The following is a 17,781-nucleotide window of genomic DNA, read 5'->3' as shown; positions in this document are numbered from 1 at the left end:
TCACCCGTTCCCTATCTGATTTACTGGAAACCTGCAAACTTTGAATATCTTTACTTCCCCTGGAGGAACCTATATGATAAGTAAAGTATATTTTGGACGTGATCAAAGGAGTCTATTATGAAATATGTTTATTTAACCATCATATATCTAGCAGGACTCACAGTATCTAGCCTCGGCCTCGCTCTTGTTATTCAATCCGGTCTAGGGGTTGGTCCTGGGGACAGTGTGGCTGTAGGTGTGGCCAAGCATCTGCCCATAACGGTTGGAAATGTTATGATTATTGCCTTTGTTATCCTGCTAGGAATAAACGCCTGGATTGAAAAGAAAAGACCGAAATTTGAATCGCTTATCCCGATTATAATCCGGGGGAGATCACTGGACTTCGTGTTATATGGATTTCTAAAAGATGTTAGCTTTGACCACTGGTGGGCAGAGTGGGGAATCTTTACCCTTGGTCTTCTAGCTACTTCTGCCGGTATAGCTGTTTACTTGCGGACACCCTTCCCGCGCATACCGCTTGATCACTTTATGATGATTATGAATGAGAAAACGAAACAATCCAAAAGTTCTGTGCGAATCTTTGCAGAAAGCGGTATGGCCTTGATTGGATTCCTGCTTGGTGCTCCGGTTGGGTTTGGTACTTTAATTGTAGCACTACTGCTTGGCCCCATCATTCAGTGGGCGTATAAAGCTGCCAGACCTATTGCTTTTCTATGGTCCACTTCCCGGTAACTAAAGGAATCATCCTCATCTGCATGCTTATTTTTTATCAAGAGGAAGGTGAAGGTTCGTAATGCCTTTCTCTTCTAACTCCTGCCCTATCTTTTCTTCTAACTCAAGCTGGGTTTTCAACATTTCATCAGTCAATGGTGCGGAGACTACATCTGCACCAAAGGTTTGCACCATTTCTTTTTCAGTCAGCTTCTCCACAAGTTTATCCCAGAAGCTGAACTCGTCATATTCTTCTATATATTGATCAAGGAGTTCAGATTCATAGTCAATGGTAAGATCGTGAATCTCCATTTCCTCCTGGTAAACCACTTTATCTTCTAGATTAGCTTCTTTATACCTGGAAAGAACCAGCTCGCGAATCTCTTCTGCTTCTTCATCCAAATCCTCAAGCCTAGTAGAATTTAACATCCAGCTTCCAAGGAAAATCGTTTCCACCAATTTCTTGTATTGTTCTTCGGTAAATGTCAACTTAATTTCTGCCATTCTTATCCCTCCATAACTAACGTTTTCCTTTGCATTATAGCATAGCTGCCTTTTCTCTAAAGTAAAATACCGCCCTCCAGCCATTAGGAAGGCGGTTGTTCTATTGAGGATGAATGGTTCTCAAGGCATAAGATTGTTTGCTTATGGCCACTTGAATCGCCAAAACACCCCACTGTTTTTCCTGGTCTTTTGTATAAATCTCATACGTACTATTTAATAATTCCTGGTGGGTACAGTTATCCTTAGCTATATCTTCTTTAGCAACTGATTGATACAACTGGTCAAACGTGTGAAAAGGGATAAGATTCAGGATGTCGACAAGCAGAGTTTCTTTCTTATCCGGCAGTCTTGTGAATTCAATCAAGTCGCCTTTTCTTAGTTTCTTTCTTTTTTGATCATGTAAACGAACCTCATAAAGCTTATCTCCCTGCTTCATGGACTGAAACGCTTCGTCATATAATCCCATAAAGTGAATCATGCGCCCTTTCCCCCTTTTATCTTGTGATTACGCTGATGGTGCTTTAAACAAAGACCTTGCCTCTGAAATATCAGCATCTCTTTCATAACTCTGCTGAAGGACTCTAGTGATCGATCCCGGCTTTCCTGTTCCAATAACTTGGTTATCTACTTTAATTATCGGCATAACCTCGGCTGTACTGCTAGATAAGAAAACTTCATCCGCATGCTGAAAATCTTCTATACGGAAAGCTTCCTCCACAAATGGAATGGATTTCTCTTTGCAAAAATGTTCCACCCGCATTCTCACGCAGCCATGTAGAATATTTTTCTTAGCAGGGTGGGTGTACACGCTACCATCCTTAACTAAATAAATATTTGAGGAACTGCATTCAGTCACTTCGCCATCTTTATGTAAAACGGCTTCAAAGCTCCCCTTTTCTTCTGCTTCCTGTTTAGCAATTACATTAGGAAGTAGATTTAAGCTCTTAATGTAGCACCAGTCCCACCGAACATCGGGCTGACTGATGGCAGTAACTCCTTCTTTCATTAGGTTAATTTTCCTGGGCAGGTCTTGTACATATGCGTATAGATTGGCAGGCGTATTTAATGGAAAAGCATGTTCTCTTGGAGCAGACCCACGAGTAATTTGCAAGTACACCTTTGCATCCTTATCAATCTCATTTCTTTTCAGCAGCTCATCCAGTTGATGAGCCAGTTCCTCCCTATTATAGGGTACATTAATCTTAACGGCAGCAGCGGAACGAAATAGTCTATCCAAGTGCTCTTCAATTAGATAGTACTTTCCCTTATAAACACGGATAACTTCATAGATCCCATCACCGAACTGCAGACCTCTTTCTTCAAACGGATACGTAAGGTTATCCTTATCTACAAATTCTTTTTCAGTTAATATATTCTGATACACACTCATAATGATGCCTCCTTTATTGTTCGTAAGAGTTATCGAATAGTTTATCAAAGTTTGCTCCTAAAGAGATGAAAATAACAAAATGTTCTGAATATAAACAATTATACCTATAAACCTTCATGAAATTTGGAAGGCTCACTTGAAACAAGGGTGCCTCGATCAAGGCCACGGCAAAGCTCCATCATGATTCCAGGTTTCTCAAAGTTAAAAATATGAACCGGACGCTTGTGATCTCGTGCTAGAAGCAGTGCAGCCTGGTCCATCACCTGAATATTATGCAAAAGAATATCATCATAATTTAAAGTCCTATACAGCTTTGCATTCTTATTGGCGGCAGGGTCTGATGAATAGACGCCATCCACTCCTTGTTTAGCAGCCAAAATGGCATCACACTCCAGTTCTATGGCTCTCTGGACAGCGGGATAATCTGTTGTCACAAAAGGCTGGCCATTTCCTCCCGCTAGGATGACGACATATTTCTTCTTCAAATGATGCATCGCTTTTAAACGAATGTAAGGTTCAGCGACTGAACTCACAGGGATAGAGGTCATCACTCGAACATCATGATTCGTCCTTTTCTTTAACACACCTCGGAGCATAAGACTGTTAATCACAGTACCTATCGTACCGATATTATCTGCTTCAACACGATCAATCCCCCATATTTCAGCGGTACGTCCTCTGAAAATATTTCCTCCTCCGACTACTAAGGCCACTTCAATGCCTGCATCCACAAGGGAGACAATCTCATTCGCAATATGTTCAAGTGCCGTATGATCAAAATTATCCGTGCTGTCTCCACTTAAAGCTCCCCCGCTAATTTTTAACAACACCCGGTTATACCTCATACCATCACCCTCCAATGATCTAATAAAAGTGCGAGCGTCCTGGGAGACTCGACCAGCCTAAGACAAGCGGAGGAGTGGATAGTTCTTCATCCACGCAGGCGATTGACTTAGGACCTCGAGGGGCTGGGCGCTCGCGCTGGATAGAATAAAAGCGCGAGCGTCCTGGGAGACCCGACCAGCCTAAGACTAGCGGCGGAGTAAATTCTTCTTTATCCTAGTAACCTTCTTAGACGGTAAAAAAACAAGCATAGACAAAATTGTCTATGCTTGGCAGCGAGAAAGACCATGAATGAATTTCGCATGAATCTGCTTTGAATGAAATGAATGTTTCATACTTTCCCGCTCCTTTCGTCTTCGATCTATAACTGTATCCATTTTATCATATGCCTGCTTACTTGCAATGTTTCAGCCCTTTGTCATAAACGGATTCAGCGAATTACTCGCTCCTCCGTTTATACTCGGCGATGCGAAATAGTAGAAACACACCCGCTGAAAGGCTGGCTCCGAACATCACCACGATGAAGGTTTGAAATTGTTTATCCTCTATATAGATTGAGCTTGTTGAGACAGGGTGAATGGGAAAAGCAAGATTGTAAAGACCTGTCTGGTAACAGAACCAAGCAGCAAGCATAAACATACAAGCTGTAATCAACGCTCCCAAAAGCTTCACAAATTCCGCCTCCTTTTTTATTAGACGATCGCTGAAAGATTATGGTTTCAAAACATCCTTATGAATTGTGGTAGAATATAACGAAATTGCCTATTCATTCTTTTAGACAGGAGGATTTTTCTATGATCCGCGAACTTACTCAAGAAGATGCCAGCCCGTTTGCACAATTGATGCGAAGTGTGGAACAGGATTCACAATATATGCTCTTTGAGCCTGAAGAACGATCCACCACCGTCGAGGATCACAAAAGAAAAATTCAATTGATCAATGAATCACCAAATTCAACATTGCTTGCAGAAGAATCAGATCAAAAACTGGCAGGCTACCTCCTGGCGATTGGAGGAATGGCCAAAAGAAATAAGCATTGTGCTTACATCGTTATAGGGATTCTAAAAGAGCACAGAGGTCTTGGACTGGGTACAAAACTTTTCCAGCATGTAGAAGATTGGGCGAAAAAACAAAACATTCATCGATTAGAATTAAACGCTGCTGTTCAAAATGAAGCGGGAATAGCCCTTTACAAAAAGGCAGGATTCTCAATCGAAGGCGTGCGCAAAGACTCTCTATTGATCAACAATCACTATGTAGATGAATACTATATGGCCAAGCTGCTTAAAACGGAGTAACAACAATACACAATAAATTCCCTTAAACCTGCAGCTGGGAAACTGGCGTGTCTTCACAAAATGACCCAGTTGGACGTATTGAAACGATAATAACCTGTTAATGAGAAACCTGATGCCGTATAAAAAGAGAAGCAAACCAATCACTTTCACTTTTATGTATGACTAAATATAAAAAACCTGAACCATTCATTTTCAATGGTTCAGGTGGTTTGCTCGTAAATAAACTCTTTATTTCTCTGTCTGGTTATTTATAAATATTTCTTTTGTACTTTCTGCCCACCATAATTAAAAACTACACTGCGGTCTTCCACAATGGTTTCCATGTGCACCGGTCTTCCCCACAATTGATAAACATAAGGCAGAGTTTTTTCCAGATAACCAAGGTCGAGTTCAACGTCTTCAAAATGGTGTTTTAAATAGAGCTCTCCACTCTTCATATAATCTCCGTCCTGGACGGTAAGGTAAGGGAATCCGCCATTCACTCTCATAGTCACCAGCTGATCGCGGACGGCTTCATGATCTTTATCCGTAATCTTATATTTTTGCCCCTGTTTCTGGAAAAGATATAAATCTTCCCGTCTCACCAATTCTCTTGTTAAATAGTTGCGAATAAAACTTTGATCTGATTCGATTTCTCTGACCTCGAAGATCTTCTCCCGACCGGAACCAGGCTTAATTCCGTGTCGCTGCATTTCCTCCGTTGGATGATCATACCGCTCTTCAATATCTTCAAAAATCTTCAACCCTAAATAATAGGGGTTCAACTGTGTTTTCGATGGCTGGACAACACTTGCATTCAATTTGGCAAAATCAATAACTTCATCACTCGTTAGATCCATTTCCCTAAGTATACGGGCATGCCAGTACGAGGCCCAGCCTTCATTCATGATTTTAGTTTCCAACTGCGGCCAGAAATATAACATTTCTTCCCGCATCATAGTTAATATGTCCCGTTGCCAATCTTCAAGTTCCCGACTGTGCTGCTCAATAAATAACAGCAGATCTTTTTCCGGACGTGGAGGAAATTTTCGTTTTTTCCGTTCCACAGGTTGAACATCTGGGGATTCTCCGATTTTCCAGATGTCATCATAAGGTGTAGGTAAAACTTTATCCTGGCTTTCTTCATAAGCATCAGCAACTGTCCATGATAACTTTGGACGCACAATGGACGGATCAATATGTTCCTGAATGGCCAGAATCGCATCAAGGAAGGATTCAACTTCTTCTTTACCATGGATGCGCTCATAACTGGCAATTCTTTCTGCAGTTGCTGCCATACTTTCTACCATATCCCGCTTTGTATTTTGGAAACGAGCATTATTTTTAAAGAAGTCACAATGAGCCAGAACATGGGCAACAATTAACTTATTTTGAATAAGGCTGTTTGAATTCAGCAAAAAGGCATAACACGGATCAGAGTTAATGACTAATTCATAAATCTTACTCAATCCCAGATCATATTGCAGCTTCATTTTATAATATTGTTTTCCGAAGCTCCAATGGGAAAAACGGGTAGGCATTCCATACGCACCAAATGTATAAATAATATCATCAGGACAAACTTCATATCTCATCGGGTAGAAATCAAGCCCGAATCCTTTAGCAATGCTGGTGATTTCTCTAATGGCATTCTCGAGCTTCTTTTGATCCTCAGGTTTCAAGGTGGCCCCTCCTTCAAAGTCGCTTATTTTACTATATGAAAGGAGTGATAGGAACATGAAAGGATCCATAACGGAAAGGGGCCGAAGTCTTCTGAATTCCTAGTATTTAGAGGGGAAACAGGAACATAGCAATACCTATTAACAAGAGTATCGGTAAATAAAAGAGGAGAATTGTTCTGGATAAAATCACCATAAACAGAGGAGGATGTTTCACCGACAGCTGGCTGGTGTTCATATTATAGTCAATCTCCTGCTCGTCCTTTTGACGCACGAAATTGTAGAGGAGAATAAACAATCTTTCCTGCCTTAAATAATAGGCATCTAATATCCAAAAGATGAGAATAGGAAGACAGGCAAAAATTAGAAATTCAACTCTTGCCCCCTGATTCGATAAAGCGAATAAAGCAGCAACCAGGGTCACAGCCCACCCTTTAAGAAAGAAAGAATTCTGCCCCATCCGGGCAATCACACTTTGAATCATCTGCAAATGATTAACTTTGCGATCCATTTTTTCACTTCCATTCTTTTGAATTAAGGCGAAGCATGGCTACTTTTCATCTCTATACTGTGGCAGAATAACCGCATCCAGATCATTCCGTGATTGAATATCCTTCACCTTTCTAAATTCCACTTCTTTTTTATGGATGGCTAGATGATGCAGAATGGTCACTTCCCCTTCATGATGGACTCCAGGTAATAACAGATAGGACCCAAACTTTTGATAGCTTTCTTTAAAATAATCTAAGTGCTTTGAACCATTTGAGGGATGCATTCGGTTAAAGCGGGTTCTTACCATTAAAACGTCCTGACTGCTTTCCTCCTCACTACCGACAGCTTTACTCAAAATGTTTTCTACATTTGCAGAAATGTGAACGGTATATCCTTTCCCTTCTGCAGGAACATCGCCTTCAATAATTGATATTCGGAGCTCATTATATCGATCGTACTCCCCAAGCCGCTGGATCCATCCATTGAAAATAGAGATGGCCGCTTCTTCATTTTCAAACAGCAGCGCCAATCCGGGTGGCTCTTTTAAGACCGTATTGTGGGTAAAAGCTGTTCCTTTCCAAACCGCCTCGTTCCAAAGTTCACCGTCAATAAATCCTGTGATAAACAAAGATTTTCTTTCTTTTTCAGGGAGTGGTCTTAATTTCCCCAGCTTTGGTTTGGTTGTTTGATTTACCCCTCGGAGTAACCAATACAATTGTTCATAATCCTTTTTATCTGTAATTACAAAATGGGAAAAACTCCGGATAGGTACAGGAACGAATTGCACATCTTCCTCCGTAAAGACCACAGGAATAAATTTAGACGAACTTGTTCCAGCTTGAAATAAATGCTGATAAATTAGATGACCTTCAAATTGCACTCCATGGCCCTTTCCGGGTTTATCTTCTCCCATAACCCGTTTAAAGTACGTTTCTGTGCAAATGAGGAGACAAAAGTCAGCATTTGCGATATTGCGATCCATCCACCTTGTCCATCCTTCACTGGGAAATAACTCATATTGGTCAAGAACTGTATCGATCCCTTCACTTCTTAAGCGATTGGAAAAACTTAATACCCGATCAGCATGCAGCTTAGAATCCTGACTATAGCTAATAAAGACTTTAGGGTGTTCCCCCATATTCGGCACCTCCCAAAAGAGAACTCTATCTAGGACCTGCGTTTATTTAGAATATCCTGGTGAGGGTCCAAATCCGCCGCAGAAATCCCAGTAACTTTCCCTGCATTTTGTTGGATTGAAGTGTTGCAATTTTTACAAACGTATAGCTTAGAAAGACCGCGTTTTATTTTGGAATATTGGCTGTCCTGCTGATGAATATCATACTGTTTCTGACAACTCATACAAGTAACATTCACCCAAACCCCTACTTCCATTTTTTTCTTTTATTATATCAAAAAAGCAGAAAATGCGAACGCACTTTCTGCTAAAAATTGAATTTATTTAAGATTGTTAAAAGTAATCTCACCTTCAACCATCGTTAAAACGGCTTGGCCATGACTCGTAATAGGATTTTCACTCCATAATGTTAAATCTGCGTCCTTCCCTATTTCTATGCTGCCCGTTTGGCGGGAGATCCCAAGAATTTCAGCCGGATGAATCGTCAGGCTCCTCCAGGCAGCCGACTCTTCCAGGTTATGTTTTACTGCCTGCTGAGCTGCCGTTGTTAATTGAGTAATATGCAAAACCGGATGGTCTGTAATCATGGCAAACTTTATTCCGTAGTCGTGAAGTGTAGAGTATGTATGCCAAGAAAGATGGTTTAACTCAACTTTACTTCGGCTTGATAACGTTGGACCTACTGAAAAACCTACCGAACTATCAGCAAGATGCCGAGCAATTAAATGTCCCTCCGTCACATGCTCGATATTAATTTCTATATCGAATTCTTTGGCAATACGGAGCGCCGTCAGAATATCATCAGCTCGATGAGCATGAACACGAATCGGAATTTCCTTATTTAATACCCGCTTGAGCGTTTGTAGTTTTAGATCCTCCGGGAGGTCCGGGCCATGTTTAGCCTTAAAGAATTGTTCACGTATCAGTGCCGCAATCCCCATTCTCGTTTTTGGGGCCCTTCCTTCATTCCCGTGGTATTTTTTTGGATTTTCCCCAAAAGCCACCTTTAATCCTGCGGTCTCTCTTAGTACCATTTCTTCTACAATGTGGTTAGGTTTGATTTTAAGTACTGCCGTTAATCCGCCTATGACATTGGCACTGCCAGGAAGGATTTGCGCAGTGGTAATACCAGATTGGGCAGCATCATGAAATCCTTGATCGAACGGATTAATTCCATCAATCGCTCTAACGTGCGGGGTTATTGGATCCGATGTTTCATTAAAATCAGCTCCTTCCCAGCCGATCCCCTCTTCATCTACCCCAAGGTGTGTATGAGCGTCAATAAGCCCGGGAGTAAGCAGCATCCCTGTTCCATCAATAATAGATTCACATTTTGATAAATCAGCTTTCTCCATGGAGCCGAAGGAACGTATCTTTCCACCTTCCAAACACACGATCCCATTTGGTATATCCGGAGAAGTGATCGGTTTTAAATAGACATTTGTAAAAGCTCTCATCGATTAATCCTCCTTATTCAATTTACTTAAGTAATCATATACTTGGCATGCCAATTGTATATTAAACCATTCTTCGGGGTGCTCGAAATTCACATCAAGGATATCTTGAATTCTTTTCATTCGATAGTAGAGGGTATTAGGATGGATACTTAATTCTTTGGTTACCCTGTTTAGTTCTTTATCATATTTAACGTAATATAACAGTGTCTTCATAAAATTTCTGTTTTTCTGGCGATCATACCTTTGAAGCGGCCCCAAGACGTCAGTTAAATAAAGTTCCAATTCCTCGGTGCTATGCTGTAGGAAAAAACGATAAATCCCAACTTCTACAAAACTCATGATTTGTTTTTCAGGATGACTTTCGAGAATTTGCAGGCACTTTTCTGCATCTTCATAAGATTTATTTAAGTGGACTAAGTTCTTGTGAACCCGCCCAATTCCAATTCGAACAGGTGCTTGGCCAGACTCCATTTTTGCAGCAATCTGCTTAACTTTATTTCTTGCGCTATGCTTATCCTCTTCTTCCGGAAAACTCATTAATGCAAACACATACGTAGGATTTAAGAGGACAATACCTTGAATGCTTTCTTGGTTAAGTATAAATTCCAGTCTTTTTCTCCATTCCTCTTTGTGCATTCGTATGTTTTCCGGCATCTGGCGAATGGCAGGATGTTCTTGATCAATTTTACAAAGAATGACAGCATAAAAGTCATTGGTTTTAAGACCTAAGTTCTGGGCTTGGTTTTCAATAGAAGGATTGTATTTACCCGACAGCACTTCTTCGAGAAACTCCCCTTTGATCCGATCCCTTGCTTCCTTAATGGCTTCCTGCTTTGTCCACTCTAACGCAAGAACGGTCGATCCGTATTCAAATAAAACAATGTCAGATTCTAATGCATTCGACGTTTTCGTCCAGCAGCATAAAAATCCTAAATTTGTTTCTGCTCCTACTATCGGAATGACCACAAGGATCTCACCCTGATTCAGCGCTATTTGCTGCCACTTATTTGTTCTCATTACTTTTTTCACACGTTCATGCTGAAGGAACTTTTCTGGGAGCTGCTTATCTGCCGCTTCCGGATCGATATAAAATGGCTTTAACAAAGGATCATAAATGGCAAACGGAGCACGAACCATCTGTTTTAGCGTATCCACAATTTCCATTGCTCCTCCTCCACGTGCTGCTATATTCGTGAGGCGATGGTGGAAGTCCGTCGTTCGCTGCATCGTTTCGTGCTCTTTACGTAAAGCTAAATGGGTACGCTGTAGTTCCTCTCTTTGCTGCTTCTCCTGTTTATACAGTTTTGCATGAGTAATAACAACCGCTACATGATCGGATAAGGCGGCTAACAGCTCTAAGTCCTCCTGAGTAAACCGGGCTCCCTTTTTAAAACTGTCAATGGTCAATACACCAATCGTTCCGTAGTTTATTTTTAAAGGAACAGAAATCATGCTGTTAGGGTATTTCTTGTAAATCGTAGAATTTATGTAATGCTTATAGTTTTCTTTAGACATGTTCTTCATGGCCGCTGCAATTTCGTCTGCTTCGTGAATCATTCTAGGCATCCCATCTTGAAACACTCTACCGCTGACTCCCTCACCCACCTTTAACCTTGTCTTACGGTAGCTTTGTTCTCTGAATCCGACCGCAGATTCCACTAGGAGCTTATCAATCTTCTCGTCATATAGAAACAGAAAGCCCGTGTCTGCTTCCTGAATGGCTTGTACGACAGTATCAATAATAATCTCCAGAATATCTTCTTCATGCATTTGAGAAGCAATAGTTTGTGCCACATTCATAAGTAAATCTAAGGATCTGGTCCGAGACTCACTCTGCGAATATTTCATAAACAATTGAATCCATTCTTTCTGGTCAGCGAAATATTGATAGGCTTCATGCATGGCGTACTTTTCTTGACCAACTAAATAGATAATAAACTCCTTATAAACGTAAGCACGGCAATTGCCATTGAGCTGGACAGGACCATTTTCGAGTTCCTTGCTCCGTTCGGTCCAAGAATGAATGGTATCTGGATTATAATCAGGATAAGCGGCCACTAAAGAATCCTTCACTCTGTCTTCTATAATAATATGGGTCTGTTTATATCTCTCTCTCAGTTTATTTAAAATCGTCTCTTTCATACAACCACCTCTGAACCTAATATAAACCTAGAAGAACCAATTGCAAATTGTTAGAGGGGAGACCCTTGTTTCACCGCATCAATCCATTCGTAATATCTATCAATTAAAACAGATTTATTCTTTTGATAGATTCTGTTAAGTTCCTTCACTGGTTCAGGATGATCATCAACGCGGAAATCCACAAATGGGAAGTGGTCAACAGCAGCTACTTTAACGACGGCAGACTGCTTGCCTCTCACATCTCCACCGACTCGATCTGCTGCTGTTAATGTTTCCAGCAATCGATTAGCTAATGGACCCTCTGTCTTTTCAAACGTGCTAGCCATTTCCTCTAACACCTCAGGACCAGTCAGTAAATTACCCTGAACCGACCACTGATCACCTAAAATATGACCCTTGTAATCGTCATTTTCCACCCCTGTATAAGCACTGCAGTTTCCGTATTGATCAACAATAGCCACTTGGCGAAGTTCTTTCCCAGGATCATTCAACAGCACATAGTTTAAGGTTTCATTTGCCGTTCTCCCCTCTTTTAAACTATCCAGTCCGGCTTGACCTAAAGCTGGATTTACCCACCCTTGAGTAACTACTGCCCCAACGTTGGCTTCTATATGCGGAGAGTGTGCTCCTACCCCTGGGAAACAGGTAGCAACAGCAGAGCCGAAGTGACCTGTGATTGGACATCTCGCTATAATAGAATATGTGTTTAATTTCATTGGTTCTACACCTCATGACAAGCCGCATAATGGCCTTTTTTAATTTCTCTAAACTCTGGCACTTCCACTTTGCAACGCTCTGTAGCAATTGGGCAGCGGGTATGGAACCTGCACCCGGATGGAGGATTAACCGGACTTGGAATCTCACCTTCAAGCTGAATTTGTTCTCTTTTCGTGTGTAGATCTGGTATAGGAATGGCAGATAAAAGCGCTTGTGTATAAGGGTGCAATGGATTCTCATATAGTTCATCACTTTCCGAAAGCTCCATCATCTGCCCCAAATACATAACGCCAACCCGGTCACTGATATACTGGACCACACTTAAATCATGGGCGATAAACAGATACGTAAATTGATATTCTTTTTGAAGGTCCACTAGAAGATTAATGATCTGCGCTTGAATGGAGACGTCTAATGCAGCAACAGGTTCATCCGCTACTATAAATTTAGGCTCCAAGGCAAGTGCCCTCGCTATTCCTATACGCTGCCTTTGGCCTCCAGAGAATTCATGGGGATAGCGATCACGATAACTTTCCGGAATCCCTACATCATTGAGGAGCTTCAGCATGCGCTGCTTCCGTTTAGATTTCTCTATTCCGACTGTTTTCATAGGTTCTTCTATAATTTCTTCTACCTTCATTCTCGGATTTAAAGAAGCAAAAGGGTCCTGAAAAATCATTTGAAAATGCCGGCGATTCTTTTTCAGCTCTTTTTTATTCATCGTTGTAATATTCTTACCTTCAAAGTATATCTCGCCTTCAGTTGCTTCAAGTAACCGAAGTAATAACCTTCCTGTAGTCGATTTCCCGCACCCTGATTCTCCTACGATTCCAAGGGTCTCTCCTTTTTGCACAGAGAAGCTTAAATCATCTACAGCTTTAACAACCGATTTCTTTGAAAAAACTCCATTGGATAAGTTAAAGTACTTTTTCAGACCTTCTACTCGAACGAGTTCCTTTGTATCGCTCATATAATCCCCCCTTATCTTCAATCCAGCAGGCTGCCGTGTGATCCTCAAAATCAGTAGGTTCAAGCTCTGGCTGCTGCTTTAAACATTGATCCATTACGAATGGGCAGCGCTCTGCGAATCGGCATCCTTCTGGTAATTCATGCAAGTTAGGCGGCTGACCTTCAATCGGCTGTAATCGCTCTCGATTTCCAGGAACAGGGACGGAATTAAGCAGTCCAATCGTATAGGGATGTTTGGGGCGGTCGAAGATATCTTCTACGGTCCCTTGCTCAACAATCTTCCCTGCATACATCACAGCAACCTTATCGCATAGTTCCGCCACGACCCCTAAATCATGCGTAATCAAGACAATAGCTGCCTCTGTCTCATCTCTAAGCTTTCTAAATAAGTTAAGTACTTGAGCTTGAATGGTCACATCGAGAGCAGTCGTAGGCTCATCCGCAATAATTAAGTCGGGGTCGCAAGCTAGGGACATTGCAATGACTCCACGCTGTCTCATCCCTCCGCTAAATTGGTGAGGATACTGATTTGCACGGTCTTTTGGAGAAGGAATGCCAACTTTCGTTAACATCTCCACTGCCCGTCTCCAGGCGGTTTTTTTATCTGCTTTTTCATGGATAGCAGGCATCTCTGCAATTTGAGTCCCCACGTTATAGGCTGGATTAAGGGAGGTCATTGGATCTTGAAAGACCATAGATATATCTTTTCCACGGATATTCCGCATCGCATGCGGAGATTTATTTAAAAGATTTTCACCATGATAGAGAACTTCACCGGAAATCTCCTCATTTTTCTTATTGCCAATCAATCTCATAATCGATTGAGACGTCACACTTTTTCCACAGCCGGACTCACCAACAATGGCAAGAATCTCCCTCTTTTTCACTTTGAAGTCAACTCCGTCTACAGCTTTCACTACCCCCTTTTGAGTTCGAAAATGAGTAGCCAGATTTTTCACTTCCATTAGATATTCAGACATCCAATCCCTCCTTGTTGTTCAGATTAAGCAGACTCATTTTTCAATCGTGGATCAAGGGCGTCCCTCAATCCATCCCCCATAACGTTAAAACTAAAGACGGCTAAAGTTATGGCGACTCCCGGGAATACCGCTATCCACCAGGCAGACTCCATCCAATCCTTCCCTTCGCTTAGCATAATGCCCCATGAAGGTGTATCAGGTGAAACCCCTAGGCCTAGAAAACTAAGCGCCGCTTCAGCTAATATGGCAAAAGCAAAGGATAAAGTCACTTGAACAATGATCGGAGCCATACTATTTGGAATAATATGCTTCCACATAATTTTCAAATTGCTTACTCCCATAGATTTTGCCGCTTCAATGTAAAGGGAATTCTTAATAGAAAGCACCGCACTTCTTGCAATGCGTGCAAATATAGGAATATAGACAATCCCAATTGCAATCATTAAGTTTGTCAGGCTAGGTCCAAGGATCGCCATAATGACTAAAGCTAACAAGATGTCAGGAAAGGCAAACATTACGTCGGTAAACCGGGAAAGCAAACCATCCACCCATTTACCATAATAAGCGGCTACTACCCCGATAGCCGTACCGAGCACAAGTGAAATCCCTACGGATATGATCCCAACTTGCAGAGAAATTCTTGTCCCATAGATAATTCTGCTAAGGATGTCCCTCCCAAATTGGTCCGTACCCAGCCAATGCTCCATACTTGGTCCGGACAGCATAATGTCGGGGCTCATTTGATACGGATCAAATGGTGCAATGACGGGGGCTCCTATGGCCATAATGATGTAAGAAAGTGTTATAAAAAAACCAACAAGCGCAATTTTATTTTTTCTAAATTGAAACCAAACATCTCCCATATCTTTTCCACCCCTTTCTTAATAACGTATTTGCGGGTTCAAAAATCCATAAATCACGTCGACAATTAAATTCACTAACACAAAAGCACTCGCTATAAAGAGAATCGTACCTTGTAAGAGTGCATAATCCCGATTAGTAATGGCCTGTAATGCAAGCTGTCCGACTCCAGGAAGTCCGAATATCTGCTCCACTACTACCGAGCCGCCTAACAAATAGCCCGTTTGTATACCTAGCACCGTAACTACTGGAATTAATGCATTCTTAATCGCGTGTCTCCAAATAAGACGCTGGTTCGAGACTCCCTTTGCCCGAGCCATTTTTATATATTCCTGGCTGGTAACCTCGAGCATGGAGGACCTCGTCATTCTCATAGCCACAGCTCCGACCGCTGTGCCAAGAGCAATGGCGGGTAAAAGCATGGACTGAAGGTTACCAAGAATACTTGTTTTCAAGCCAACAAATCCCCCTGAAGGGAAAATCCCAGCATAAAGGGAAAGAAATAAAATCATCAGTGTACCCAGCCAAAAATTCGGTATAGAAATCCCCAGCATACCAAAGAGACTTGATCCATAATCAAAACCGCTGTTACGTTTTAGGGCAGCAATTGTCCCCAAAGGTATAGCGAGTACGACAGCAATGAGCACACTGAGAAAGGTTAATTCAAAGGTAATGGGCAGTCGAACCAGTATAGCTTTTAATACTGGAGTACTTGTAAAATGAGAATAACCAAAATCCCCATGAAACAAGTTACCCAGCCAAATAAAATACTGGGTAATAATCGGCTGATCGAGTCCTAAATTTGCTCTAAGGACTTCCGCTTGTTCCTGATTATAATTCGTTCCGAGCATAGCAGTCACCGTATCTCCAGGAACAAGTCTTACAATAAAAAAGGCAATGATCGATATACCAAAGAGAACAGGAATGGAAATCAATAATCTTTTTCCTATATAATTGATCAACTTAGCTCACCTCCAGATCATTTATGAGAACACTTAGCATAAAACCGGCCGAAACCTGGCCGGTTTTATGTTTTTTTAGCAGTTATTGTTTTACTTTTGTATTCTCCAGCGAAATGGTTGAAACCGTTGGATTTACGTCAAAACCTTCGACCCGTTCTCTGATAGCCGAAGTCTGCGGATTGGCATAAAGGAATACCATTGGAGCATCTTCCGCTATAATTTTCTGGGCTTTGTCATAGATTTCCTTACGCTTCTCTTTATCCAGCTCTTTACGTCCCTGTTCAAGTAATTTATCTACTTCAGGGTTAGAGTAGCCCTGCTGGTTATACATGCCGTCTGTGTGAAAGATGTTATACAAAAACTCATCAGGATCCACAAATCCTACCCAGCCGACCACAGTCATCTCAAATTCGTGTTTACCTAGCGCTTCAAAGAAAACACTTTTTTCTTGTGATAATACTTTTACATTAATGCCGACTTTCTCAAGCTGCTGCTTGATCACTTGTGCGGCATCTACCTGGTGTTTATCCGTTCCGACTTTGAGAGTAATATCCAGGCCGTCTCCATAGCCTGCTTCTTTTAAAAGGTTTTTCGCCTTTTTCAGATCTTGACCAGGATACACATCTTCATCTAAATGTGCCCAGTGGCCCTCAGGAATTGGGCCGCTTTTTAATACATTTGCTTTTCCAAATTTAACGACCTTATTAATGGCTTGCCGGTCCACAGCCCAAGCAATAGCTTGTCTTACTTTCTTATCTGCTAGAGGTCCCTTTTCAGTATTTAAACCTAGATACTCCCAGTAAGATCCAGTAACAGATTTCACGTTTACATTCTGTGCCTTCTCCAATGCAGGAATATTTTTCGGCTGTACTTGCAGCAATATATCAATTTCACCATTACGAATGGCTGTTGTCCGAGCTGTTTCATCGGGGATCGAACGCCACGTAACTTTATCTAAATAGGGTTTGCCTTCTTTAAAATAATCATCAAATTTCTCCATAACCATTTGCTGGTCTTTTGTCCACTTAACTAGTTTAAATGGTCCGCTTCCTGCATCGGCATTCGATAAGTCCCCATCATTTTCTTCGACGATTTTCTTATCCACAATTACATTCATTGGATTGGCCAAAAAAGTTAAGAAAGGAGCTACTGGCTCACTTAATGTAATGACCACTTTATTATCCGACGGAGTTTCAATCGATTTCACAGCACTAAATTGAGCCGAACGTACCTCTTTTTTCTTAATTCTTTCAAACGAATATTTCACATCTTTTGACGTTAATGGGTCTCCATTATGGAAAGTCACCCCATCATGTAGTGTAAAAGTATACTTCTTACCATCATCGGAGACTTGATAATCTTTCACTAAATCTCCTTCAACTTCTCCATATGTACCTTTCTTATAACGGAATAATGTGTTGTATAAATTCTCAATATACCTCATAGATGCCGCATCCGTTACGACATGAGGATCTAAGCTTTGAGCATCAGAGAGATCTGTAAGAGTTATCTCTCCGCCGGCTTTGGCTTCCCCATTTGTATCTCCTTGGTCCTCCGTATCAGTCGAATTCCCTTCCGAGGCCGTAGGATCAGTACAAGCAGCTAAAATAAGAGCAAATGAACAGAACAAAAACAGTAATAAGCTTTTCTTCAAGTGATTTC

At 41.4% G+C, this 17,781-nt stretch carries 18 protein-coding genes; 2 read left to right on the top strand and 16 right to left on the bottom strand.

Translation table 11 applies throughout. From position 1 onward, the window contains the following. The first annotated feature begins 117 nt into the window (after nt 1-117). Complete coding sequence (locus Q7A53_RS06515; RefSeq protein ID WP_411788324.1) at nt 118-732, top strand: YczE/YyaS/YitT family protein; 615 nt, start codon at nt 118-120, stop codon at nt 730-732. 27 nt (nt 733-759) lie between these two features. Here the strand turns inward: Q7A53_RS06515 and Q7A53_RS06510 are convergent, their stop codons facing one another. The 5 genes from Q7A53_RS06510 to Q7A53_RS06490 form a co-directional block, all read right to left on the bottom strand. Beyond that, the gene (locus tag Q7A53_RS06510; protein ID WP_411788323.1) at nt 760-1,215 is read right to left on the bottom strand and encodes a hypothetical protein; all 456 of its coding nucleotides are present in this window, start codon (nt 1,213-1,215) and stop codon (nt 760-762) included. Between the two features lie 100 nt (nt 1,216-1,315). Continuing rightward, nucleotides 1,316-1,693, bottom strand: coding sequence for an ASCH domain-containing protein (locus tag Q7A53_RS06505; RefSeq protein ID WP_411788322.1), 378 nt, complete (start codon nt 1,691-1,693; stop codon nt 1,316-1,318). A gap of 27 nt (nt 1,694-1,720) precedes the next feature. After that, nucleotides 1,721-2,605: a D-amino-acid transaminase gene (gene dat / locus Q7A53_RS06500; RefSeq protein WP_411788321.1), complete on the bottom strand. Its 885-nt coding sequence runs from the start codon at nt 2,603-2,605 to the stop codon at nt 1,721-1,723. A gap of 104 nt (nt 2,606-2,709) precedes the next feature. Then, entirely contained in the window at nt 2,710-3,450 is a 741-nt protein-coding gene (pyrH, locus tag Q7A53_RS06495) for a UMP kinase (RefSeq protein ID WP_411788320.1), read from the bottom strand. Nucleotides 3,451-3,886: 436 nt separating this feature from the next. Further along, nucleotides 3,887-4,120 (bottom strand): hypothetical protein, encoded by a 234-nt coding sequence (locus Q7A53_RS06490; protein ID WP_411788319.1) that lies wholly within the window; start codon nt 4,118-4,120, stop codon nt 3,887-3,889. 122 nt (nt 4,121-4,242) lie between these two features. Between Q7A53_RS06490 and Q7A53_RS06485 the strand changes: the two genes are divergently transcribed. After that, entirely contained in the window at nt 4,243-4,746 is a 504-nt protein-coding gene (locus Q7A53_RS06485; RefSeq protein WP_411788318.1) for a GNAT family N-acetyltransferase, read from the top strand. A gap of 248 nt (nt 4,747-4,994) precedes the next feature. On the opposite strand, the gene Q7A53_RS06480 is transcribed toward Q7A53_RS06485, so the two are convergent. The 11 genes from Q7A53_RS06480 to Q7A53_RS06430 form a co-directional block, all read right to left on the bottom strand. Beyond that, nucleotides 4,995-6,407, bottom strand: coding sequence for a SpoVR family protein (locus Q7A53_RS06480; protein ID WP_411788317.1), 1,413 nt, complete (start codon nt 6,405-6,407; stop codon nt 4,995-4,997). Nucleotides 6,408-6,513: 106 nt separating this feature from the next. Continuing rightward, nucleotides 6,514-6,915 (bottom strand): hypothetical protein, encoded by a 402-nt coding sequence (locus tag Q7A53_RS06475; protein ID WP_411788316.1) that lies wholly within the window; start codon nt 6,913-6,915, stop codon nt 6,514-6,516. A 39-nt stretch (nt 6,916-6,954) separates the two neighbouring features. After that, a complete protein-coding gene (locus Q7A53_RS06470; RefSeq protein WP_411788315.1) occupies nt 6,955-8,034 on the bottom strand; it encodes a toll/interleukin-1 receptor domain-containing protein in 1,080 nt (359 codons plus the stop codon). Nucleotides 8,035-8,351: 317 nt separating this feature from the next. Next, nucleotides 8,352-9,488 carry an amidohydrolase gene (locus tag Q7A53_RS06465; RefSeq protein ID WP_411788314.1) on the bottom strand — a complete coding sequence of 379 codons (1,137 nt, stop codon included), beginning with the start codon at nt 9,486-9,488 and terminating at the stop codon, nt 8,352-8,354. 3 nt (nt 9,489-9,491) lie between these two features. Further along, nucleotides 9,492-11,630, bottom strand: a complete 2,139-nt coding sequence (locus tag Q7A53_RS06460; protein ID WP_411788313.1) for a GAF domain-containing protein — start codon at nt 11,628-11,630, stop codon at nt 9,492-9,494. 50 nt (nt 11,631-11,680) lie between these two features. Beyond that, nucleotides 11,681-12,346: a DUF1028 domain-containing protein gene (locus Q7A53_RS06455; protein WP_411788312.1), complete on the bottom strand. Its 666-nt coding sequence runs from the start codon at nt 12,344-12,346 to the stop codon at nt 11,681-11,683. Between the two features lie 5 nt (nt 12,347-12,351). Next, a complete protein-coding gene (locus Q7A53_RS06450) occupies nt 12,352-13,317 on the bottom strand; it encodes an ABC transporter ATP-binding protein (RefSeq protein WP_411788311.1) in 966 nt (321 codons plus the stop codon). After that, complete coding sequence (locus tag Q7A53_RS06445) at nt 13,265-14,296, bottom strand: ABC transporter ATP-binding protein (protein WP_411788310.1); 1,032 nt, start codon at nt 14,294-14,296, stop codon at nt 13,265-13,267. Before Q7A53_RS06445 ends, Q7A53_RS06450 begins: the two co-directional genes overlap by 53 nt. Before the next feature lie 23 nt (nt 14,297-14,319). After that, on the bottom strand, nt 14,320-15,159 hold the full coding sequence (locus Q7A53_RS06440) for an ABC transporter permease (protein WP_411788309.1): 840 nt from the start codon (nt 15,157-15,159) through the stop codon (nt 14,320-14,322). Nucleotides 15,160-15,177: 18 nt separating this feature from the next. Then, complete coding sequence (locus tag Q7A53_RS06435; RefSeq protein WP_411788308.1) at nt 15,178-16,119, bottom strand: ABC transporter permease; 942 nt, start codon at nt 16,117-16,119, stop codon at nt 15,178-15,180. Between the two features lie 82 nt (nt 16,120-16,201). Further along, nucleotides 16,202-17,773, bottom strand: coding sequence for an ABC transporter substrate-binding protein (locus Q7A53_RS06430; protein ID WP_411788307.1), 1,572 nt, complete (start codon nt 17,771-17,773; stop codon nt 16,202-16,204). Nucleotides 17,774-17,781 lie beyond the last annotated feature (8 nt).

This window comes from Halobacillus rhizosphaerae, assembly GCF_046719735.1.
GTDB classification, from domain to species: Bacteria; Bacillota; Bacilli; order Bacillales; family Halobacillaceae; genus Halobacillus_B; species Halobacillus_B rhizosphaerae.
This window is presented reverse-complemented; position numbering and strand designations above follow the sequence as displayed.

Excerpts from the sequence above, each read along its gene's own strand:
- Q7A53_RS06440 (WP_411788309.1), bottom strand. The coding sequence starts at position 15,159 with ATGGGAGATGTTTGGTTTCAATTTAGAAAAAATAAAATTGCGCTTGTT.
- Q7A53_RS06485 (WP_411788318.1), top strand. The coding sequence starts at position 4,243 with ATGATCCGCGAACTTACTCAAGAAGATGCCAGCCCGTTTGCACAATTG.
- pyrH (WP_411788320.1), bottom strand. The coding sequence starts at position 3,450 with ATGAGGTATAACCGGGTGTTGTTAAAAATTAGCGGGGGAGCTTTAAGT.
- Q7A53_RS06455 (WP_411788312.1), bottom strand. The coding sequence starts at position 12,346 with ATGAAATTAAACACATATTCTATTATAGCGAGATGTCCAATCACAGGT.
- Q7A53_RS06470 (WP_411788315.1), bottom strand. The coding sequence starts at position 8,034 with ATGGGGGAACACCCTAAAGTCTTTATTAGCTATAGTCAGGATTCTAAG.
- Q7A53_RS06445 (WP_411788310.1), bottom strand. The coding sequence starts at position 14,296 with ATGTCTGAATATCTAATGGAAGTGAAAAATCTGGCTACTCATTTTCGA.
- Q7A53_RS06465 (WP_411788314.1), bottom strand. The coding sequence starts at position 9,488 with ATGAGAGCTTTTACAAATGTCTATTTAAAACCGATCACTTCTCCGGAT.
- Q7A53_RS06450 (WP_411788311.1), bottom strand. The coding sequence starts at position 13,317 with ATGAGCGATACAAAGGAACTCGTTCGAGTAGAAGGTCTGAAAAAGTAC.
- Q7A53_RS06510 (WP_411788323.1), bottom strand. The coding sequence starts at position 1,215 with ATGGCAGAAATTAAGTTGACATTTACCGAAGAACAATACAAGAAATTG.
- Q7A53_RS06460 (WP_411788313.1), bottom strand. The coding sequence starts at position 11,630 with ATGAAAGAGACGATTTTAAATAAACTGAGAGAGAGATATAAACAGACC.
- Q7A53_RS06505 (WP_411788322.1), bottom strand. The coding sequence starts at position 1,693 with ATGATTCACTTTATGGGATTATATGACGAAGCGTTTCAGTCCATGAAG.
- Q7A53_RS06475 (WP_411788316.1), bottom strand. The coding sequence starts at position 6,915 with ATGGATCGCAAAGTTAATCATTTGCAGATGATTCAAAGTGTGATTGCC.
- Q7A53_RS06515 (WP_411788324.1), top strand. The coding sequence starts at position 118 with ATGAAATATGTTTATTTAACCATCATATATCTAGCAGGACTCACAGTA.
- dat (WP_411788321.1), bottom strand. The coding sequence starts at position 2,605 with ATGAGTGTGTATCAGAATATATTAACTGAAAAAGAATTTGTAGATAAG.